This window comes from Actinoplanes sp. NPDC026619 (genome assembly GCF_040638295.1).
Lineage (GTDB): Bacteria > Actinomycetota > Actinomycetes > Mycobacteriales > Micromonosporaceae > Actinoplanes.
Genome location: NZ_JBEZYA010000017.1, coordinates 1 through 18,805, shown reverse-complemented (window position 1 = coordinate 18,805; position 18,805 = coordinate 1). Strand labels below are relative to the sequence as shown.

The following is an 18,805-nucleotide window of genomic DNA, read 5'->3' as shown; positions in this document are numbered from 1 at the left end:
CGGTCAGAACGGTGGCTCGTCGTCCGCCCGGCGACCGGCCGCCTTACCGGAGGGCACCGAGAACGGGTCCTCGTCCGATCCGCCCCGCGGCGCCGTCGCCGTACTGCCGGGGCCGGTGCCGGTGGTGCGGGTCATCTTCGTGACCTTGGTGACCGCGTAGCGCAACGACGGGCCGATCTCGTCGACGTCCAGCTCGAACACGGTGCGCTTCTCGCCCTCGCGGGTGGTGTAGGAACGCTGCCGCAGCCGACCGGTCACGATCACGCGGGCACCGCGGGTCAGCGACTCGGCGACGTGCTCGGCGGGGTCACGCCACAAGTTGCAGGCCAAAAACAGCGGGTCGCCGTCCTTCCACTCCCCCGCCGCCTTGTCGAAGTAGCGCGGGGTCGAGGCGACGCGGAAGTTCGCCACGGCCGCCCCAGACGGGGTGTACCGCAGTTCAGGGTCATCGGTCAGGTTCCCGACAACGGTCAGGATGGTGTCGTTCACGATCTGGCCTCCACAGTGGGCAGAGCTGGATTGACGAACGCGCCGGCTCTCCGGCGCGTTGAACAGGGGGCGGTTGAGGTGTCGGCGCGCAGCGCGGGATCTCTGGCCTGCGCAGCGCGGTGGCAACGGCCGAGGTCCGTTGTGGATCCCGCACGTGGCGAGGCCGCAGATGTGGCGCAGGGGGTTTACGCGACCACCAGCGCCACATACGGTGACGGTTGCTGAAAGTGGTCGGATCGACACTTGGGGTGGTTGATGGCGCCGAAGCCGTGGGGTTGGTGGACCCAGCACAAGTTGCAGATCCTCGGCGACTATCTCCAGGCGTTCGCCACCGCGTCGAACTCGCTCGATGAGCGCATCTACCTGGACCTATTCGCGGGTTGGCCGGAGAACGTCAGCCGGGAGACGAATGAGCCGATCCTGGGCAGCGTGCACCGGGCGTTGCAGGCCCGGCCTCCGTTCACCCGGGTGTGCCTGTTCGAGATCGGCAGCCATGCCCGCGACCTGGAGGATGCGGTCCGGCGGGCGTATCCGGGGCGCCCAGGGATCAAGGTCTATCCCGGAGACTGCAACGTGAAGGTGTCGGAGGCGTTCGCTGACCTGCGCAGAGCAGGGGTCGAGTGGGCGCCGACGTTCGCGTTCATCGACCAGTTCGACTCGGAGGTGCGCTGGTCGACGCTGGAGCAGATCAGCCGCTTCCGGCGAGTCAAGACGAAGACGAAAGCCGAGATGTGGATCCTGTTCGCTACGGGCCAGTACCCGCGCGGCCTCAGCTTGCAGGGCAAGGTGTTGAACGCTGCCTACGGTGACAGCATCACCGAGATGTTTGGCAACGAGCAGTGGATCCCGATCGTTGAAGGGCGTCGCCGTGACCTGCTCGATCCCGCGCAGGCGCGAGCCGAGTGGGTCAACCTCATGCGCTGGCGCCTGGAAACCGCGCTCGGCTATCAGCACACGTACGGGTTCACCATGAAGAACACCGGCGGTCAGGACCTTTACGACATGATCTTTGCTACCGATCACTTCGCCGGAGACAAGATCATGCGGGATATCTACGGCACGGCGCTCGCTCAGCACGATGTGATGCGTCGTTGGGCTGTCGAGCAGCGACGGAGGGTTCGGCTAGAGCGCAAGGGACAGTTCAGCTTGTTCGACGCGTTCGGTGACCAGCCCAATCCTCTCAACAGCGCACCCGACCTGAGCAAGATCAAAGCGAACGAGGTCTACCAGCCTGAGTCGCCGCACGAGCCCTACGCCCTGCCGTAGCCGCTCAGCATCAGGCGGCCAGCGCGGCCCGGGCCGGGTCCGGGGCCGGCATCTGATCCCAGGTCCGTCCGTCGAGCAGCCGACCGCCGGCCTTCGGGGTCCGGCCGCCCCACTGCTTGAAGAAGAACGCGACCTCGGCGGTCAGGCAATGGTCGCGCAGCGACTGGATCCACCCGGCCTGCGGCGCCCGGGCCCGCGGCCCGGATTCCCCGCCAGCGATCAGCCAGTCCACGCCGGACAGGTCGAGGCCGGCCAGATGGCCCAGCAGCGGCTCAGCCGAGACGAACCGCACGGCTGCGGGCACCGACCGCAGCGCGTCAACCCGGTGCGCCTGGCTGAGGTCTTCCACACTGACGCCCATCCACACGTTCGACGGCCAGGCCAGTTGCGGCGCCACCTTGGCGAGCCGGCTGGCTCGCTTGGTCAGGATCTGATAGGTGTGCTGTGGCGTAGCCGTCATCACCGCGAACACCCGTTGCACGAATTCCAGCGGCACTCGCGCGTGGAACAGGTCACTCATCGAATTGACGAAGACCACCCGCGGCTGACGCCACCGCAGCGGCACCGTCAGATCCGCCTCGTGAATGGCCACCCCGAATCCTGGGCCGGACGTACGCGGATCCCCGTCCGACTGGTATTTCGCCGCCCCCATCGCCTTGAGACGCTTGGACAGCGTAAGGGCATAGCAGTTATCGCAACCGGCCGAAATCCGGTCACAGCCGGTGGTCGGGTTCCAAGTGGCCTCGGTCCATTCAATCGCGCTGCGATCCGCCATGACCACACCCCCTCATCATCAAATCCCTACCTCATCATGTCGAACATATGTACTGTTTGACAGTCTGCGGACCCATCTTTCCTGTCGCATCCCGTCTGGCCGTATCCACCCCACCGGAAACCGGCAATAGTCACCCGGTGGTGTCCGCGCCACAGCCGATCAGGCAGAAGGCTCGATCGCCTCGCCGGTGATGGCCACGGCCACGTGACGTGATGCCCGCACCCGGCCGCGCACAGCGGCGCGGCGGGGCCGGTCCATCAGGCGGCCAGCGGCGCGGCGAGGTCGGGTTGCACGTGCGCCGGGCCGACCGGCTCGGCCAGCAGCAGGCGCAGCGCTAGGGCGGCGGCCTGCGGGACCACGCCGTTGCCGAGCACCCGCAGCGCCTCGGCCCGGCCGGTCAGCACGTCAGTGATCCACCCGGCGGGCAGGCCCATCAGCCACTCGACGAAAAGCGGCGAGAGCTGCCGACGGTCACCGGTCGTGATCGTCGGGTCCGGCGCGGCCCGGCCGGTCACCTGCTCCCACCGGCTGATGGCGGGCGCGTACGCGCCCCACCGCTCGGGCTGGACGGCGGCGGGCAGGGCGGGATCGCCCTTGCTGCCGCGCTGGTTGGGGCCGCCCTTGACCGCGTCGGACGCCTTCGGGGTGGGCAGCAGCGCGACCGCCTCGTTGAGGTCCACCCCGCGCGGGTTCGGGTCGCGGCCCTTACCATCGCGTGCTCGCGGGGTCGGCAGCAGGCCGCCGAGGGTGGCGAACACGACCTGCGACAGCGGCGGCCGGAATCCGTCGCCGGCCCGGCGGCCCTCGGTGCCGGAATCGGTCGCCCTGGGCGTCGGCAGCAGCGTCACGGCGGTCCGCAGGTCCATCCCGCCGGCGCCGTGCTCCCCGGCGCCGTTGGCGTCCGAGGTGCGCGGGGTCGGCAGCAGGGCCTGCCCCGTCGCGGCGGCCGTCAGGGGGTCAGGAAGTCCAGCAGGGTCGGTTGTTCGCAGCCGCGGAGCGGCTTCCTCGGCCGGCCACGCGAGGACGAAGAGCCGTTCGCGCTGGTGGGCCGCTCCGGCGTCGGAAGCGCGTACGCAGCGCCAGCGTCCCACGTACCCGATGGCGGCCAGCGAAGCGGTGACGACGTCGAAGCCGAGGCCCAGATGCCCGCGGACGTTTTCCAGGATGACGAGTCGGGGTCGAAGTGCGCGAATGGCTGCCCAGACGTCGGGCCAGCGGTTGCGTGGGTCATCGAAGCCTCCGCGGGGTCCGGCGTAGCTGAACGGCTGACACGGATAGCCGGCCAACAGCAGGTCGATCGGGTCGAGCCCGGCCCACCCGCCGGCGGCGGTGACGGCGGCGATGTCGCCGAGGTTCGGCACGCCGGGCCAGCGGTTGGCGAGCACGGCGGCCGGGGCCGGGTCGTACTCGCCGTGCCACATGTGCTCGATCGGGCCGAGGGTGAGGCCGGCGCCCAGTTCGAGGCCGCCGTAGCCGGAGCAGAGCGACCCCGCCCGCAGGGCGGTCATCACGCCGCCTCGGCCAGCGGCCTGCCGTCGCGGTCGTCGGGGTTGGCGAGGTCGAGCAGCACATCGGCGTGGCACGCCTCGCCGGGCGGGCACCAGCACGCCAGGTCCCGGCCAGCCAGGTCGTACAGGCTGTCGAGGATCGCCCGGCGGCGCTGGCTGGCGTCGGCGGCACCGAGGTGGTCGACGCCGGCCAGCCACTCGCGGTAGAGCCGCACGGCCTGTTCCCGGCCGAAGTAGCCGGCCGGGAACGGGTTGCCGAACCGGGTCGGCCGTCCGACGTAGACAGCGCCCGCTGGCATCCGCCATCCGGCGGTGCGGCGACGCTGAATCCGCGTCGGCCTCACCGGCGATGTCGGTCCGAGGGTGATCTCGGCGTCGAGGTAAATGCGCATCCGGCCGTCGCCGCCCCGGGCCGTGTACGGCCGGGAGACGTTGGTGACGTGCAGGCCGGACAGGGTTTCCAGGATGGCGACGGCAGCGGCGACCTGGTCGCCGTCGCCCATCAGGCGGATGTTCACGCGACCACCGCCAGCGGTGCCGCCTCGGCGACCGGCTTGCGGTCGCAGCTCGTCACGACCTCGACGTGCCGCCAGCCGAGCCCGGTCACGTCGCTGTTGTACGACGACTCGGCGCCGACGTGCACCCACCGGTTGCCGTTGTGCTCCACGTCGCGTTGCTCGATGCTCAGGCCGAGGTAGGCCGCCCACCGGCGCACTCCGTCGGCCTGGTCATCGCTGAGCCGCAGCCGCAGCGTGCTGCCGCTGGCGTAGCCGATGAAGTCCTCGGGCAGCGGCAGCCCGTGTTCGGTGTGCGCGTCGAGCAGCCACCGCAGCGTGGCGGCCTGCCGCTGCCCGGGCGCGTCGTCATCCGCCGGGTCGGGATCGACGGCGGGATAGGTGTCCGGGGCGCCGGAGGCTGCGGCGCGCCGGGCGAGGTGGTCGAGGCGCCCGGCCAGGATCAGGCCGAGCATGCCGGGCCTCACGGTCTCGGCGAGCACGAGCGCGGACAGGGCGGTGTCGATCGCCTCGGCCACGACGTCGTCCCACGTGTGCGTGATGCCCTTGCGCGGGTTCTGGCCGAGAACGCCGATGACGGCCTGGGCCATCTCGCCGGCCTCCTCCTGCACCTTCAGGGCGCGGCACAGGGTCTCGGGCAGGCCGATCAAATCGGGGTTGCCGCGCTGGTCGAGCTGGGCGGCGATGCGGTGGGCGGCGTCGGTGATGGTGGTCATGCTGCGGGCCTCCGGTCGAGGGCAGGGCGATCGGTGCGGGCGTGGTCGAGGGCGGCCGGACGGACGGCCGACACGGCGTAGAGCAGTTCGCGGATCAGGTGCAGGGCGACGCCCAGTTGCTTGCGGGCGATCGGTTCGCGGGCGCTGATCGGGATGCGGATGCGAATCTCGGCGTAGTCGCTGGTCTCGGTGTGCACGCGGTTGAGCACGCCGCGGGCGCCGAGCGGCCCATCGGTGTACATGTCCGGGGAGGTGTGGACGTTGAGGCCGCACCGGTGGTCTCGGGCACACCAGTCGGTGTGCGGCGTCTCGGGCTGGATGGTGTGCGCCATGACGCGCGGCGGGCGCCGCTTCACCGGGTGCCCTTGTCGTGCAGCTCGCGCAGACTGTTGATGATCCGGCGGCCGATGCGCAGGCTCTTGCCGGTGCCGTCGCAGCGGCGGCAGTCGCCGAACGCGCGGCCGAACGGCGAGCGGCGTTTGCCGGAACCCTTGCAGCGGGTGCAGGCGGCGAACGGCCACAGCCAACACCCGACCCCGTAACCGAGCGTAAGCAGGGTCAGGGTGATGAAAAGCAGCCCGATCAGCGAGTTGGAGTGATCACCGGCCGCGGTGACGGTAACGGCGGCGGTAGGCATGAAAGTGCCTCCAGGAGGGTTTTCGCAGGTGGCAGGGATGCCGCCGTTACCCGTTACCGGCCGGCATATGCGCTGACCAGGCCGGTAACGGGGAGGGGTAACGCAGGCGTTACCAGTAACGGCGACGGCGTAACCGGTCAGGCGGACTTACGGCGTCCGATCGCGTCGTCGATATCGGCCAGGCGGCAGCCTCGCGCGCCCTCACCTTTGACCTTGACGACTACGCTCGGTACATGCTCGCGGAGCAGTGCCGAGACAGCCTCGGCGGTCGCGTCGGCGTAGTGCTCGGGCAGTTGCTCGGCCAGCCGGGCGGCGATCACGGCCCAGTGCAGGCCGGGTTCGCCGGGCAGGAACACGCTGCGGACGTCCGCGAGGCTGTCGCGCAGCTCGCGGGCGACCTTTTCCCCGGCCGCGTATCCGGCCAGGGTGCCGGCGGCCTCGCGGTGCTTGCGCGCGGCGACGAGGATCTTTTCGGCGTCGGTGTGGTCGGCCAGGTAGGTGCGCACCACGGCGGTGTCATCGCTGTGTCCGTACAGGATGCCGACACCGAGGTACTGCCGGCCGGTGGGCAGCGCGGACGCGTCGTAGCCCTCGGCGTAGGCGTCGCCGCCGAGGATGGCCCGGGAGACGACGTCGTTGCCGCACTTGAGGGCGAACCGGACGTCGTGGTTGTCGCGGTAGCGGTTGAACAGCCGGGACACGTCGCCGGCGCCGACGCCGGACGGCTTCTGCGACGACGACAGGATGATCACCCCGGCCGAGGGGCCGACCGCTTTGATGAACGACAGCAGGGAGGCGATCTCCTTGTTGACGTCCTGGTCGTCGGTCTCGAAGTAGTTCTGGAACTCCTCCATGACCAGTAGCCACACCCGCAGCAGCGGGTACTTGCGCGACAACGCCCGGGTGATCTTCCCTTCCGGGCATTCGGAGGTGGGCAGGCCGGCGAGGAAGTCGTTGACCTGCTCGATGTGCTTCTTGATCTCGCGCAGCATCTCCAGGAAGTGCGTGAGCGGGTCGTTGTCGCGGGAGTTCGGGACGACCCCGCACACGTACCGGTAGGCGACCAGCCGGAACTTCTCCCAGTCCGCGCTCATCTTCCCGTCGGCGACCAGCAGCATCACGTACGGGTCGAGCGCAGCGAACAGGGCCAGCGCTCGCGTGGTGAACGTCTTTCCCTTACGCGGCATCGCCCCGATCAGGATGCTGATCCACATCAACAGCAGGCTCACCTTGCGGCCCCGCTCGTCGAGCCCGAGCGGCGCCTCGGTCCAGATGTCGCGGACCTTGCAGTCGAGCAGCGGCGTCTTGCCCGCCGGGATGGCGAGCGGGTCACGGTCGGCGACGAACAGCACGTGCCGCCGGTGGCTGCTGGGGTCGCGGGTGATGAACACCTGGTTGATCGATACGTCGAGGCCGGACGCGATGGCGCCTTTGGCCTTGATGACGTCGTCGAACGTCTTGCCATACGGCAGGTCGATGGTGACCTGTGAGCCGGAGCCCGAGTTGTCGCGCGACATCGGCGAGCCGAACATGACCTGCTGGTTGGGCTTGTCCGGGTGCCCGAGGCCAGCGGCGTAGTAGGCGCGCAGGATGATGTCCGGGTTGACCCGCCGGAGCCGGGAGGCGACCACCGCGGCGGACACGATCGGCCGGTCCACCGGCCGCCCGTAGCGGGCCAGCAGCGCCACCGCGCCGGCGAAGCCGAGCACCAGCACCCAGCCCGGGGCGAGGGTCCACAGGACGGGTCCGGCGAACCCGGCCAGCAGCACCTCGCAGAGGATGACGAACCCGCGCCAGGCCCGGGTCGCCTTGACCTCACGGTGCAGCTTGTACCACGCCTGATCGTCCTGCCGGTCGGCGGCGGCTTGCCGCAGCGTGTACTGCTCGGACACCCACCACCACCGGATGTGCGCACCGAGCACGCGGATCAGGCCCCAGGTCGCCCAGAACAGCGCCTGCGCGGCGTACCACGGGGACCGCACACCGTGGAACCGGACCCGGTACCAGGTGAGCATTCCGGTGTCACGCAGGCTCGCCTTGACGTTCGGCCACCCGGACCAGGCGGACGGGATGACCGGTCGCCGGCCAGCCTTGTCGGTCTCCGGCGTCTCGACCGGAATACCGCCGGGGGTCGCCTCGTCGTCGAGGGTCACCTCATAGTGCGTGTCGGCCGGGTTCGGCTCACCCCGGCGTCGAGTGCGGGCCTGGTTGAGGTCGAGCACGTCGGCCGCGGGCAGGTCGCCGAGGTCGGCTTCCGCGGCCGTCCAGTTGAAGTCGTCCGGCACGTCGCCGGGGCCGAGGTTGTCGTGTGTCACCGGCGCACCTCCGGGCGGGTCAGGTTCGGGTACTGCCGGGCGTCGAACCGGGCGATGAACTGCGCGATCGGCGCCGGGGTGGTGGCGAAGGTGTTGCTGTCGGGCCACTGCACCCAGATCTCTTCGCGGCTGACCGCCAGGTCGACGGCGCCGGTGTGGGCGAACAGGTAGTAGGCGATCGGGCATCGGTCCGCCGAGTCCGGCCGGCCGGTGATACCGGCGTTGTGCAGGGCGGCGGCGACCGCCGCGGGGGTGTCGCCGAGATCGGCGAGTAGGCCGAGGATCAGGCCGGGGGTGTGCAGGCAGGCGGTCACCGGCGCCACCTCCCGGCCCGGCCGTAGATGAGCGGGGTGGGCATGATGGTGGTTCCTCCACGGGTTCGTGAGGGCTCGGAAATTGCGGAGGACCGGGGCGCGGCCGGTGGTTGGTAGCCGGAAGGCCGCGCCCCGGGCGGATCTAGAATTCGTTGTCGTCGCTGTCCGCGCGCTCGGCCTGCCGCTGAGCGGTGGCCTCATCGGTGGACCCGCCGAGCCGCCAGAACGGCACCTGCTCGACGCCGTCGATCGTCTCGGCGACGTGCGTGAACTGGCCGGTGGCCTCGACCTCGGCGGCCTTGCGCTGGCTCGGGTGCTCGCCGGCCTCCCACGCCTGCCGGTGGCCTTCGTCGAACACCGAGTCGGACTGTGCCTGGCGTTCGGCCGGGCCGCGGCCGTCGATGAGGATGCCGCCGAGATTCGCGGCGGACGCCACCTGCTCGGCCTGCGCCAGCCGGTTGCGGTCCATCCGGGCGAGCGGCCCACGGTCGCCGGCCTCCGCCCGCAGGCTCGCGGCGTACTCGCGGGCGGCATGGGCAGCAGCGCGTTTCTGCTCGGCCCAGTTCTGCGGGTCGATCCGGTCGCCGCCAGCCCGGGTCGGCAGGATCTCGGCCGCGTTGTCCGCCTCGTGTTCCAGGTCCTCGGCGCCCTGCTCACAGCGGCGGGCCAACGCCTCGTAGGTGTCGGAGTGCTGGTTCGGGTCGAAGCCGTCGCGTGCGGGTTCGGTGGTCATCGTGATGGTTTCTCCTCAGAACTCGTCGGAGTCGTTGTCGGCGGCCTGGTTGCGGTACTCGGCCGCGGCTTCCTGTCCGCCCCACGCCTGCGCGAGCGCGGCCTTGTCAGTGCCGCTCAGGTCGGAGGCGTTGAGCAGGTCGCGCAGGTCGGAACCGTCGGCGCCGGCCTCCTGCTCGAACTGGTCGGCGAGAGCGGTCTGGCGGTCATCCAGGTGGGCGTACGGGTTCGGGTGGCTGCTCATTGCAGGGGTCCTCCTCGCAGGTCAGGCAGCGGTACGGACCGGCCGGGCGGCGCTGTCAGGCCGGGGCTTGGGTGAGGGCTTCGCGGGCCGATCCGTCGCGTTCGCCGGCGTACGCGACGCGTCGTTGCGCGCCGAGGTGTCGCGTGCAGCTCGGCGCGACGGCTTGGCGGCGCGGCGCAGGTCGCGGCGTTTCCACACGATCGGCGTGCGGACCAGGGCGACGCGCATCCCGCGGCGGATCAGCAGGGCGTGGAAGTTGGGCAGGCCGGCCAGCATCGCCGGGGCGATGACCGGAACCCGCCGGGTGGCCGTCGAGGTGATCCGGCCGTCGCCGTCGCGGGTGTGGGTGGTCTCCTCCCGCTCGCCGGCCAGGTCGGCGAACGCGCGCAGATCGGTCGCGTCCTTGCAGCCGCCGTACACGAGCACCGCGGCGGCGGAGTTGAGGATCATCGACGCGCCGTCTTTGCCCCACCGCTCGCGGAGCTGGCCGAGGCCCTGGCAGGCGGCGTGGATGGTGATCGAGCGTTTGCGTAGCTCGGCCATCCACTTGTCGAGCGGGGTCGGGCAGACCAGCGCGACCTCATCGAGGGCGAACGTCAGGCCCGGGTCGAGGCGGCCACCCGGCCGGGCCGCCGCGGTCCGGCGTGCCTGATGGGCGATTTCGGCGACCAGGGCGGCCACCAGCGGGCCGACGGTGCCGTCGTCGTCGCCGAGCAGGTAGAGCGCGCCGCGCTGGTCGGTCAGGTCGGCCACCGTGAACACCGCGGCGCCCGGGTCGGGGTCGCCCACCCGGGCGGCCGACGGCAGGGTGATCCACGCCAGCGCCGGGGCCATGGCGAGCATGACGCCGTCGCGGGTGCGGGCGCTCATGTCGATCGACTGCGCGGCGGCCTGCATCATGGTGGCGGCCTGCGGGCTCTTCTTGAGCGCGGTCAGGATGGTCTCGCGGGCGGTGTCCGGGTCGGCGCACCATGCCTGCACGTCGGTCATGCGGTAGTCGCCGAGGGCGGCGGCGTGCAGCCACACGGCGAGGACGCGGCGGGCTTGCGCTGCCCAGCGGGTGCCCTCGGCGCCTTGGGCGTCGATGGGGCCGATCAGGTCGGCGGCCCGTCGGGCGGCGGTCGCCGGGTCGGTGCAGCCGGCCAGGGGCGACCAACGCAGCGACGAGGTGAGTCCGCCGAGGCCGCCGGGGTTGAACACCTGCACCGGTCCCCGCCGGTGCCGCAGCGGGGCGGTCAGGTCGTACAGGTCGGTGGCCGTGGAGGTGACGACCACACCGCCCGGGGCGTCGATGACCCGGTTGGCCAGTTCGGCGGTCTTGCCGGTGCCGGGGATGCCGATCCGCAGCGTGGATTCCTCGCCGGAGGTCCACACGGTCTGCCGTCCGGCCCGTGCGAGGGGTACGGCGAAGGTGCGCAGCGGCACCCGGGCGCGGCGCCACCACGGCAGCGATGCCAGCGATGGGCGGATCACGGCGGCCTTGCGGCGCATCGCCCACGGCGATGAGGTGCGCCAGATGTCGAAGCGGGAGGCGGTGCCGGCGTGGCGGCGGGCGTGGCGGTCCCAGCGGCCGATCAGCGCGGTGGAGCCGGACTGGCGCAGCCGCAGCCACACCGGTATCCCGGCGGTGGCGAGGCCGGCGAGGATCAGCGCGGCGCCGTGCAGCCGGTGCCCGGAATGCCCGGCCAGCAGCCACCCGGCCGCGGTCAGCAGCAGCCCGGCGCCGACAGCACGGGTGAGGGTCTTGGCGGTGAGGGTCATGGGTCGGCTCCGTCTCAGAACTCGTCGGCGGTGCCGTCGGCCTCGGCCGCCACCGCTCGCTGCGTGGCCCGGTCGAGGGCGTCGAAGATGGCCAGGGTTTCGGGGTCGGTGCACGGCTGGCCGGTGTTCCAGTCGAACGGGCCGGTGTAGCCGGACTCTCGGAGGTCGAAGAACCGCTTGTCGGTGGCGGTTTCCGGGGCGCCGTCGAAGCGTCGGGAAGCCATGGATTGCTCCGTCCTGTCTTGGGTTGGGGGTGACGCGTCGGCCCGGGCCGCAGGCGACGCGTCACGCCAAAAGGGGTTGGGATGCGTCGCGCGGCGCCGGTGACACGCGACGCGTAGCGGCGTGGCGGGTCAGCAGGTCGGCCGGCAACTGCGGCGGCCGGTCACATCTCGTCAGCGGCGCGGTCGCCGTCGGCACGCCGCGCTGCGGCTGTGGGTGCGGGCTGGTGGGTGCGGGTGGCTCGGTAGGCCACGGCGGTTGGGTAGCCGGCCCGCGGGTCGGTGTAGGGCAGCGATTCGGAGGCGACCGCGGCGAGCATTGCCGCGGTCTCCGAGTGCTGGTCGTCGTGTCGGCGTCGCATGACGGGGTGCCGTCACATCTCGTCGGCGTCGGAGCGCTCCGCGCGGCGGGCACGACGCTGGTCGGCGAGCCGTTGCGCCTCCGCCATCGTGGCGAGCCGCTGCTCACGGTTGCGGTTGCGGACCTCGTCGTGCTGCGCGTTCAGGTGGCGGTCGGACATACTGGTGACCTCCCAGAGGGTCTGCTGACTGGATGGGATGACCGACGGCACGGCACGTGACTTGGCGGTTGTGGGCCGTGTCGTCGGGCGGATCTACTTGGTGGCGTCGCGGTCGCGAAGGGCGCGCAGGACGCGGATCGAGCCGGTCGGGCAGAGCTTGCGGTAGGCGGTGACGGCCTCGCGGGCGTCGGTGAGGTGGTCGAGGCGGGCCAGGCGCCACGCGCCGTAGGTTTCGCGTAGGGCGCCGACGCCGGGCATCCAGCGGGCGAACCCGAAAGAGACGCTGTGCTTGGCGCGCTGGCCGGTGCCTTCCTGCACCCAGCGGCGGACCCGGCGGACGATGATTTCCAGCAGGAACGGGCCGGCGACGCTCATTGCGGGGAAGAACCACACCGCGTCGCGGGCCGCGCTGCCGGTGCTGTGCGAGTAGTTGGCGTAGGCCGACATGCCGGCGAACGCCCAGACCAGCCAGGCGAACGCGCCGGCGGACTCGCCGCGCCACGCGCAGTAGACGACCAGGCCGACGCACACCGCGGCGGCGGCGTCCAGGGCCAGGAAGGTGACCAGCGCCCACGGCCCGGTCAGACCGAGGCCGGTCGGGCTTCCTGCCCACGAGATGATGTCCTGACTGGACAGTGCGATCGGGGCGACGATCACCCCGGCCAGCAGCACACCGACCAGGGTGAGCAGGGCGCCCATGCCGTAGCGGGTGGCCTGCGACGGCGACCGGCGGGCCGCCAGGGCGACGGTCGGCGGCGCCTGCGGGCTCGGCATCGGCTTGACCTCGGGGATCGGCGCGGCGGCCGGGATGTCCTCGGGGATCGGCGCGGGCGCGGCGTCGGGTGCCGCGGCCGGCGGGGCGGAGACCGGAGGCGGGACCAGCGCCAGCACCCCGCGGCCGGCGTGCGGCGTGTCCTGCTCGACGGTGTCCGGCGTCTCGGCGTCGGCCAGGGCCTCCAGGACGGCGGTCGCCTTGGGCGAGCCGATCCGGAAGTGCTTCATCATGATGTTGCGCGACAGCGGCCGGTCGAGGGTGGCGGCGAGCTGCCGGGCACGCGGGATCAGCTCTTCCACCGCGGCCGGGTAGGCACTGCGGGTGGCGGTCGTAGTGGTCACGTCGTGATGTCCTTCCACAGGTCAGAGGGCACGGGGTCAGTGGCCGTTGGCCAGAGCCGAGGCGAACGCGCCGATCCCCGAGGCGATGCCGTGCACGAACCTCGCGGCCTCGGTCGGGTTGGTCACGGCGTAGAAGACGGCGAACGCGATCAGCGCGAGGCCGCCCAGCTTGCGCAGGTTCATCAGGCCACCGCCCGCGGGTCGTCGTGGCGGCCGTCGAGCAGGTCGGCGGCGGCGAGGTCGAGGGCGGCGCGGATGACGCGCCGGTTCGCGCGGCGCAGGCGGCGCCAGTCCAACGGGGACGGGCCGCCGCGCTCGGCAGCGGTGAGGATGCCGATCTCGGCGGTCAACATGTCGATCTCGGCGGTGATCAGCGGTTCCTCGCGCTCGATCGCCGCCAGGTCGGCGGCCGAGGGCTCAAGGGAGTCGAAGTCGTCCATGGGTCAGCAGGTGTCCTTCCGGAAGATCAGGCGGCACGCGGCACGCGGCGGGTGCTCACCCGGCGGCGCTCGGCACGGCAGCCCTGGCAGTGGGTCTCGTCCGGCGCCAGCGGCGCCAGGTCGGTGCAGCCCTGGCACTCGCGCCAACAGGCGCTCTGACGTGCGGTGATGCGTACGAGCGAAGCGAGGGAGGCCATGTCATGTATCTCCTTGCAGTCGATCGGAGAAATAGAGAATGTGGTGCGCAGAACACCCGGCGGACCGGCCCACCTCGCGGCGGCCGGCCCCACCCGGAACAGTTCAAGCTCGGCCTTCGGACAGGCCGTTCGAGTCGAGCTAGGTCTACTTGTCCGCCACCGCGCGCTCACGCAATCGCCCACCACCCCGCAATGCGTCGCGGGATCGTGCGCCGGTCGCCTCATCGCATACCCACCGCCGATGCCGACGGATTCGGGACAGCCCGTGTTCTGCGGGCCGCTGAGCGGGGCCTAGACCTGTCGCTTACTGCTGGCGCCGCCTGGGTCGTTCCCCGCTTCCCAGCGGGAGGTAGAGCGCCTGACCGGTTCGTCTTGCACGGTTCGGGTCAACACCGTCTCTGTGTAGTTCTAGGCGCGACAGTACTAGCTTAGTTAGTACTCTGCAACCCACCTGCACCCGCCTTGCGGGGGTTGTTTGCTGGCGGGCCTGCCGTTGCACCTAGCTTGCCGCCGGACGGCGTCATTGATCAGAGGACGGCAGGGGACTCGGGGGGACTCGTCCCCTGTGGCCCGAGGCTGCCATGATGGGCACCGGAACCCATCGTGATCTGACGATGAGGGGGCTGTTGATGGTGGACGCGACCGACCTCCCGCGGCTCTGCGAGCAGCGCGGATGGACGAACCGTGCTCGGCTCATGTTGGAGCTGCGAGGTGCCGCACGCCGGATGAACCGCGGACTCTTGCCGGACGACACGAGCCTTAAACGGATGATCCGTGAATGGGTGCACGGGCGGCGTGGCCTGTCTCAGGAGTACGCGGATCTCTTCGCCGAGGTCTTCGGCGTGCCATTCGCCATTGGCAAACCCGGCATGGCCGCGCTCGCGCCGGTCGCCGATGGCGCGGATCTCGCTGCCCGCCTCAGTGCTGCCGAGACCCTAGATAGCTCGCTGGTCACGCTGCTAGAGGCGCAGACAGACTCGTACAGGGCCATCGACCGCCAGCTAGGAGCAGGGCGCCTTTTGCAGCAGACCGAGGCGCACGTCGCTCAGATGACGGACCTCTGGCGGTACGCCTTACCCGGGCCGCACCGCGAAGCGCTCGCCGCCGCGGTAGCTGAGGCGGCAGCCCTGGGAGGCTGGCAGGCACTAGACCTGGGCGACGCTCATAAAGCTTGGTCGCTGCACGAAACCGCGAAGTCGGCGGCACGGGAGAGTGGCAGTCCATCGATCGTCGCGCACGTCACGGCGCAGCAGGCATATGCGCTGCTCGATCTCGACCGGCCTCAACAGGCCGTATCGTTGATCCAGCACGCACGAACCGAGGCCGACGGCCAAGTGCCGGCAATGCTTCGATCGTGGCTCTGGGCCGCCGAGGCCGAGGGGCTAGCCGCATCCGGTGCCGCTGGCCCGGCGCAGGTCGCTCTTGACCAAGCCGGTCGAGCGCTGCCCGGGCCGGACGAGGGCGACGGCCTTCCGTACCTGTTCCTCAATGATGTTCACCTTGCCCGCTGGCGCGGGCATTGCCTCGCTCGACTCGGCAAGGTGGAGGCAGTACAGGAACTTACCGACGCCGTGAAGCGCCTCGATCCGACCTTCACGCGGGCGGCGGCCGGCCTCCGTTGTGATCTCGCCTTGGCCTACTCCGTACGCGGCCAACACGAAGAAGCGCGAGCCGAGGCCCGCGCGGCTGAGGCGCTAGCCACGCGAGCCTCCTCAACACGTCAACGGCGCCGCATCGTGGGCCTTCTCACGAGCGGTGCGGGGCAGTCGGACCGCTGATTGCCAGCACATGCAGCAGGGCAACCAGCGTGCCGGAGTTGCTCACCTGCCCCTGAGCTATGAGGGCGGGAATCTGAGCGAGTGGCACCCACTCCATGCGCTGCATCTCGGTCTTCTCAGTGGGCTCGCCGATCCGCTCTGCCCCGCGGGCGAGGAACACGTGATGCGGCGTGCTAACCATGCCGATCATCGGCTCGAACGTCACGAGGTGCTCGACGTTGCGAGGGCGGTAGCCGGTTTCCTCCTCGATCTCCCGTGCCGCCGTCTGGGCCGGGTCTTCGCCCTCATCGACCAGGCCGCCAGGGAGTTCCCAGTTCCACAAGTCCGGCACGAATCGGTGCCGCCACAGCAGAAGTACGTGTGTCAGATCGTCGTTCAGCGTCGCCGTCATCGCCGCGGAAGGCATCCACACCGTGTGATGCTCGAATCGTTGACCATCGGGCAGCTCAACGTCCGTCTTGTAGAGCTTGATCCATTCGCTTTCGTAAAGTGGCCTGCGGCCGTGGACGATCCACCGGCTGTCGTCATCAGGCGCGGGCATTGCGACCTCTGCGGGCTCGGCAGGAGTGGACTTAATGGCCCGTGGTCGGCCGCCTACGCCTGCCCGAGTCCGCGACTCCTGCCAGCTCGTGATTCGGCTCGGCTTCCACAGATGCGTCCGGGTGCCGATAGTCTGATCCGGCGCAGGCATCTGACCGCGCTTCCGATAGGTGCTAACGGCAGCCGCCTCGATACCGAGGTACGCCGCCACGTCCTTCGTCGTCCACCACTCAGCCTCTGGGTCCGGCCGTGCTGTCGTTGTCACCAGTCATTCTCTCTGATCGAGTGAGCCGCGTACCTGCGGGCAGCAGGGGTCTGGCCATCGGCGAGGATCACACGGAGCAACCTGCGAACGCCGCCTCGCCGCCGTCGTCGTCGATCGATCGGCGCAAACCACGAGAGAGACGAACGACAGCGCCACGGACGGGCGCCACTTCCGCTTTTAGGACCAGATCAAATCCGGCAAATCGCTCCACAGAGCGGTTCCTCTGTCACGGGTTAGTTGAGGGCAAATTCAGAAGGGATAGAATGGCATAAGCTCCTCAGCGAGGTGATCAAAGAGCACGAATCCCTCTCTGTTCGATACGTATACCCTACACTTTGGGCCACCCAGCTCGAAGATCCAGTCCATACAAGCACCGCACGGCGTGAAATGGTCACGCGTACTCACGACCGCGATTGCAATAGCCTGGCTACCCCCGCCTGCAATCATAGAGGTAAGTGCGTTGACCTCCGCGTGAACGTCATGAGAGCGGAATTTGTGTTCGACGTTGCAGCCAGCGAAAATTTTGCCGCCCTCTACAAGCACGGCAGCACCAACTTTAGTCTTTCCAATCACGCGCGAATTGGCACGTGCTTCCCATGCGGTGCGCAGCAGTTCCTGAACGGTTTCATCTGCTATCCCGAGGCCTCCCGAGTAGCCCAAGTCTTGAAGGCCTCCATTCGGCTCTTCCATCGTTCCCGTTCCTCCTCGTTATCTTGCAGACTATACGCGTGTTCAAGCAGCGGCGTGACCCTCGCCGGCCAACCTGCGGGTGCACCCTTGTATCGCGTGGCCCAAGCGACCTGAGAGAGCGGCTCCGCAGGAAGCACGTGCAGTCTAGCGTCGAGGTCTGACAAGAATCGGCTCGTGGACTCGTCATCCGCCAGCACGGCCATCTCTAGCAATGAGCGGACGGCGCCATAGGTAACCCAGGTGTAGTCGTCATGGTCAATGGCGTCGAGAAGCAGAGCGGCGTTTGCTTCCGATGGACGCCTACCAAGAGCATGTACTGCCCGCCACCGCGTTGAGCGAGACCTATCATCCTCGCCGAACCGGGCTCCGCGATATATCGCACGGATCTGCCGTTGCCCCTCAGGACCGATGTCGCAATGTCTAGCTATCTGTGCGGCGGTCCAACCGATGAATGGGTCAGGATTGCAAATTGCGTTGAGGTCTTCTTCCGACGGACGCTTGGAGGAATCGCGAAGGAGGTTAAACAACTGATACCACGCCTGGAACCAATCAGGACCAGAATCTCCGCGCACTCGATCCACTTCGTCGACTAGGCCAGTCAGGGTGACAGCTTGTCCGAAGCGGAAACCAGTAACCTGGTCTAGCTTGGCGGTCCATCTTTCGGCGCGGTCCCGCGATCCTTCGACGGGGTCAAATCGCTTTTCTCCCAGCATGGCAGCAAGTACAACGGCTAGGTGGTGCGGAACCTGCCAACCTTCTCTAAGCGCCCGCTCGACACAGCGGATGGTAGCGAACCAATTCCAGTCATACAGCGCGATGATGTAACTTGAGAAGGTGTCTTCCGTCTTCAACTGTTCCAAAACCATCAGCAAAGATTCGTAACTATTGGCATCGAAGCTGATGGCGTCGAAATACCGCGGTATCCAAGTCTCGACGTGGCGGGCAACGCTACGACTAGCCAGGTAGTCATGCAATAGCTGGTGGTAGAAGACCAGAGTGCCGTCTTGAACCGTCTGAACGATTCTCGCCTCAATGAGGCTCCGCGCGACCTCGAAGCTAACAACGGACGCTAAATCCTCAAGCGCAAAAGACAGTCCATTGCCCGTAACGTATGTGGTCAAGGCGAAGTCTGACAACACGTCGATGTCATCTTCTCCGAGGCGCAATCTTTTTGCGAAGAGACTATGAATTGCCTGGACGCTGGTCGTCCATGACCAATCGCCGTCAGATAGCGCAACTTCCAGAAAAAACGGAGTTCGTAGAAGGTCGCGGCGGCCCGGCCCGTCCGGTTCCCTTCCACCTTCCGCCGGTAGGCGCTGGTTGACTTCCGCATCGGCTAGCGGTTCCAGCGAAATTAACCGCCAGCCGGCCCCAGCGTACTTTGTCGGTGACCTGTCGGAAACGACGAGAGAACTATGAACTGATCCTCTAATGAGTTTAAGCAGCGCCTCTAGGACCAGCGAACTTACGTCGCTTGGAAGCTCATTTACGCCGTCAACTATCCAGAACAGCTTCGAGGTCGCCGAAGTTGCACGTTGCATCGCTTCAAGCGCAGTCTCACTTATCGGCACCACAGAGCATTCGAGCAGATGATCTAACGTGACGACGTTCGCGCCAGACGCAATGCGATCGTACCGCCACGCCTTCAGGTCAAGGACCAGGACTAGGTCCAACGCCGCTCAGTTAGGCGGCTGGTTGGGTTGTCAAGGCGTGGCTGAGACGTAAAGCAGCGAAGCTCCGGTATCAAGGGTGGTCACTCTAAGAC

24 protein-coding genes are annotated in these 18,805 nt (G+C 68.9%); 2 read left to right on the top strand and 22 right to left on the bottom strand.

Annotated elements, in window-relative coordinates; genetic code table 11:
- Positions 1-3 precede the first annotated feature (3 nt).
- Positions 4-492 (bottom strand): single-stranded DNA-binding protein, encoded by a 489-nt coding sequence (locus AB0E90_RS31760; RefSeq protein WP_360414688.1) that lies wholly within the window; start codon positions 490-492, stop codon positions 4-6.
- Between the two features lie 252 nt (positions 493-744).
- Here AB0E90_RS31760 and tcmP point away from each other — a divergent pair, with 252 nt between their 5' ends.
- Positions 745-1,755, top strand: coding sequence for a three-Cys-motif partner protein TcmP (gene tcmP / locus AB0E90_RS31755; RefSeq protein WP_360414138.1), 1,011 nt, complete (start codon positions 745-747; stop codon positions 1,753-1,755).
- 10 nt (positions 1,756-1,765) lie between these two features.
- Here tcmP and AB0E90_RS31750 read toward each other — a convergent pair whose 3' ends face one another.
- The 18 genes from AB0E90_RS31750 to AB0E90_RS31665 all read right to left on the bottom strand — a co-directional run bounded on the left by AB0E90_RS31750 (position 1,766) and on the right by AB0E90_RS31665 (position 13,767).
- Complete coding sequence (locus AB0E90_RS31750; protein ID WP_360414135.1) at positions 1,766-2,530, bottom strand: phage Gp37/Gp68 family protein; 765 nt, start codon at positions 2,528-2,530, stop codon at positions 1,766-1,768.
- Positions 2,531-2,787: 257 nt separating this feature from the next.
- Positions 2,788-4,038 (bottom strand): DNA cytosine methyltransferase, encoded by a 1,251-nt coding sequence (locus AB0E90_RS31745; protein ID WP_360414132.1) that lies wholly within the window; start codon positions 4,036-4,038, stop codon positions 2,788-2,790.
- Positions 4,038-4,556, bottom strand: coding sequence for a DUF4326 domain-containing protein (locus AB0E90_RS31740; RefSeq protein WP_360414129.1), 519 nt, complete (start codon positions 4,554-4,556; stop codon positions 4,038-4,040). The genes AB0E90_RS31745 and AB0E90_RS31740 overlap by 1 nt, the downstream gene beginning before the upstream one ends.
- Complete coding sequence (locus AB0E90_RS31735; protein WP_360414126.1) at positions 4,553-5,269, bottom strand: MazG-like family protein; 717 nt, start codon at positions 5,267-5,269, stop codon at positions 4,553-4,555. Before AB0E90_RS31735 ends, AB0E90_RS31740 begins: the two co-directional genes overlap by 4 nt.
- Positions 5,266-5,625, bottom strand: a complete 360-nt coding sequence (locus AB0E90_RS31730; protein WP_360414123.1) for a hypothetical protein — start codon at positions 5,623-5,625, stop codon at positions 5,266-5,268. Before AB0E90_RS31730 ends, AB0E90_RS31735 begins: the two co-directional genes overlap by 4 nt.
- Positions 5,622-5,906, bottom strand: coding sequence for a hypothetical protein (locus AB0E90_RS31725; RefSeq protein WP_360414120.1), 285 nt, complete (start codon positions 5,904-5,906; stop codon positions 5,622-5,624). Before AB0E90_RS31725 ends, AB0E90_RS31730 begins: the two co-directional genes overlap by 4 nt.
- 137 nt (positions 5,907-6,043) lie before the next feature.
- On the bottom strand, positions 6,044-8,221 hold the full coding sequence (locus AB0E90_RS31720) for a cell division protein FtsK (RefSeq protein WP_360414117.1): 2,178 nt from the start codon (positions 8,219-8,221) through the stop codon (positions 6,044-6,046).
- Positions 8,218-8,535, bottom strand: a complete 318-nt coding sequence (locus AB0E90_RS31715) for a hypothetical protein (protein WP_360414114.1) — start codon at positions 8,533-8,535, stop codon at positions 8,218-8,220. The genes AB0E90_RS31720 and AB0E90_RS31715 overlap by 4 nt, the downstream gene beginning before the upstream one ends.
- A 142-nt stretch (positions 8,536-8,677) precedes the next feature.
- Positions 8,678-9,268 carry a hypothetical protein gene (locus tag AB0E90_RS31710; protein ID WP_360414111.1) on the bottom strand — a complete coding sequence of 197 codons (591 nt, stop codon included), beginning with the start codon at positions 9,266-9,268 and terminating at the stop codon, positions 8,678-8,680.
- A 15-nt stretch (positions 9,269-9,283) separates the two neighbouring features.
- Positions 9,284-9,511: a hypothetical protein gene (locus AB0E90_RS31705; protein WP_360414109.1), complete on the bottom strand. Its 228-nt coding sequence runs from the start codon at positions 9,509-9,511 to the stop codon at positions 9,284-9,286.
- Between the two features lie 21 nt (positions 9,512-9,532).
- Positions 9,533-11,272, bottom strand: coding sequence for a TraM recognition domain-containing protein (locus tag AB0E90_RS31700; protein ID WP_360414106.1), 1,740 nt, complete (start codon positions 11,270-11,272; stop codon positions 9,533-9,535).
- Between the two features lie 14 nt (positions 11,273-11,286).
- Positions 11,287-11,496, bottom strand: coding sequence for a hypothetical protein (locus AB0E90_RS31695; protein ID WP_360414103.1), 210 nt, complete (start codon positions 11,494-11,496; stop codon positions 11,287-11,289).
- A gap of 161 nt (positions 11,497-11,657) precedes the next feature.
- Complete coding sequence (locus tag AB0E90_RS31690) at positions 11,658-11,855, bottom strand: hypothetical protein (RefSeq protein WP_360414100.1); 198 nt, start codon at positions 11,853-11,855, stop codon at positions 11,658-11,660.
- A 12-nt stretch (positions 11,856-11,867) separates the two neighbouring features.
- Positions 11,868-12,014 carry a hypothetical protein gene (locus AB0E90_RS31685; protein ID WP_360414097.1) on the bottom strand — a complete coding sequence of 49 codons (147 nt, stop codon included), beginning with the start codon at positions 12,012-12,014 and terminating at the stop codon, positions 11,868-11,870.
- Positions 12,015-12,107: 93 nt separating this feature from the next.
- Positions 12,108-13,130 (bottom strand): hypothetical protein, encoded by a 1,023-nt coding sequence (locus tag AB0E90_RS31680; RefSeq protein ID WP_360414094.1) that lies wholly within the window; start codon positions 13,128-13,130, stop codon positions 12,108-12,110.
- Between the two features lie 36 nt (positions 13,131-13,166).
- Complete coding sequence (locus tag AB0E90_RS31675) at positions 13,167-13,313, bottom strand: hypothetical protein (protein WP_360414091.1); 147 nt, start codon at positions 13,311-13,313, stop codon at positions 13,167-13,169.
- Entirely contained in the window at positions 13,313-13,570 is a 258-nt protein-coding gene (locus AB0E90_RS31670; RefSeq protein WP_360414088.1) for a DUF6284 family protein, read from the bottom strand. The genes AB0E90_RS31675 and AB0E90_RS31670 overlap by 1 nt, the downstream gene beginning before the upstream one ends.
- 26 nt (positions 13,571-13,596) lie before the next feature.
- The gene (locus tag AB0E90_RS31665) at positions 13,597-13,767 is read right to left on the bottom strand and encodes a hypothetical protein (RefSeq protein ID WP_360414085.1); all 171 of its coding nucleotides are present in this window, start codon (positions 13,765-13,767) and stop codon (positions 13,597-13,599) included.
- A gap of 581 nt (positions 13,768-14,348) precedes the next feature.
- Here AB0E90_RS31665 and AB0E90_RS31660 point away from each other — a divergent pair.
- The gene (locus AB0E90_RS31660) at positions 14,349-15,545 is read left to right on the top strand and encodes an XRE family transcriptional regulator (protein WP_360414082.1); all 1,197 of its coding nucleotides are present in this window, start codon (positions 14,349-14,351) and stop codon (positions 15,543-15,545) included.
- On the opposite strand, the gene AB0E90_RS31655 is transcribed toward AB0E90_RS31660, so the two are convergent.
- The 3 genes from AB0E90_RS31655 to AB0E90_RS31645 form a co-directional block, all read right to left on the bottom strand.
- Positions 15,514-16,086 carry an NUDIX hydrolase gene (locus tag AB0E90_RS31655; protein WP_360414079.1) on the bottom strand — a complete coding sequence of 191 codons (573 nt, stop codon included), beginning with the start codon at positions 16,084-16,086 and terminating at the stop codon, positions 15,514-15,516. The two genes, AB0E90_RS31660 and AB0E90_RS31655, sit on opposite strands and share 32 nt — an antisense overlap.
- 513 nt (positions 16,087-16,599) lie before the next feature.
- Positions 16,600-17,040: a hypothetical protein gene (locus AB0E90_RS31650; protein WP_360414076.1), complete on the bottom strand. Its 441-nt coding sequence runs from the start codon at positions 17,038-17,040 to the stop codon at positions 16,600-16,602.
- A complete protein-coding gene (locus AB0E90_RS31645; protein WP_360414073.1) occupies positions 16,983-18,713 on the bottom strand; it encodes a HEAT repeat domain-containing protein in 1,731 nt (576 codons plus the stop codon). The genes AB0E90_RS31650 and AB0E90_RS31645 overlap by 58 nt, the downstream gene beginning before the upstream one ends.
- Between the last annotated feature and the right edge of the window lie 92 nt (positions 18,714-18,805).

Coding starts and splice junctions, on each gene's coding strand:
- tcmP (WP_360414138.1), top strand. CDS start 745: ATGGCGCCGAAGCCGTGGGGTTGGTGGACCCAGCACAAGTTGCAGATC.
- AB0E90_RS31750 (WP_360414135.1), bottom strand. CDS start 2,530: ATGGCGGATCGCAGCGCGATTGAATGGACCGAGGCCACTTGGAACCCG.
- AB0E90_RS31745 (WP_360414132.1), bottom strand. CDS start 4,038: ATGACCGCCCTGCGGGCGGGGTCGCTCTGCTCCGGCTACGGCGGCCTC.
- AB0E90_RS31735 (WP_360414126.1), bottom strand. CDS start 5,269: ATGACCACCATCACCGACGCCGCCCACCGCATCGCCGCCCAGCTCGAC.
- AB0E90_RS31725 (WP_360414120.1), bottom strand. CDS start 5,906: ATGCCTACCGCCGCCGTTACCGTCACCGCGGCCGGTGATCACTCCAAC.
- AB0E90_RS31710 (WP_360414111.1), bottom strand. CDS start 9,268: ATGACCACCGAACCCGCACGCGACGGCTTCGACCCGAACCAGCACTCC.
- AB0E90_RS31705 (WP_360414109.1), bottom strand. CDS start 9,511: ATGAGCAGCCACCCGAACCCGTACGCCCACCTGGATGACCGCCAGACC.
- AB0E90_RS31700 (WP_360414106.1), bottom strand. CDS start 11,272: ATGACCCTCACCGCCAAGACCCTCACCCGTGCTGTCGGCGCCGGGCTG.
- AB0E90_RS31695 (WP_360414103.1), bottom strand. CDS start 11,496: ATGGCTTCCCGACGCTTCGACGGCGCCCCGGAAACCGCCACCGACAAG.
- AB0E90_RS31690 (WP_360414100.1), bottom strand. CDS start 11,855: ATGCGACGCCGACACGACGACCAGCACTCGGAGACCGCGGCAATGCTC.
- AB0E90_RS31685 (WP_360414097.1), bottom strand. CDS start 12,014: ATGTCCGACCGCCACCTGAACGCGCAGCACGACGAGGTCCGCAACCGC.
- AB0E90_RS31675 (WP_360414091.1), bottom strand. CDS start 13,313: ATGAACCTGCGCAAGCTGGGCGGCCTCGCGCTGATCGCGTTCGCCGTC.
- AB0E90_RS31670 (WP_360414088.1), bottom strand. CDS start 13,570: ATGGACGACTTCGACTCCCTTGAGCCCTCGGCCGCCGACCTGGCGGCG.
- AB0E90_RS31665 (WP_360414085.1), bottom strand. CDS start 13,767: ATGGCCTCCCTCGCTTCGCTCGTACGCATCACCGCACGTCAGAGCGCC.
- AB0E90_RS31660 (WP_360414082.1), top strand. CDS start 14,349: ATGATGGGCACCGGAACCCATCGTGATCTGACGATGAGGGGGCTGTTG.
- AB0E90_RS31655 (WP_360414079.1), bottom strand. CDS start 16,086: ATGCCCGCGCCTGATGACGACAGCCGGTGGATCGTCCACGGCCGCAGG.
- AB0E90_RS31650 (WP_360414076.1), bottom strand. CDS start 17,040: ATGGAAGAGCCGAATGGAGGCCTTCAAGACTTGGGCTACTCGGGAGGC.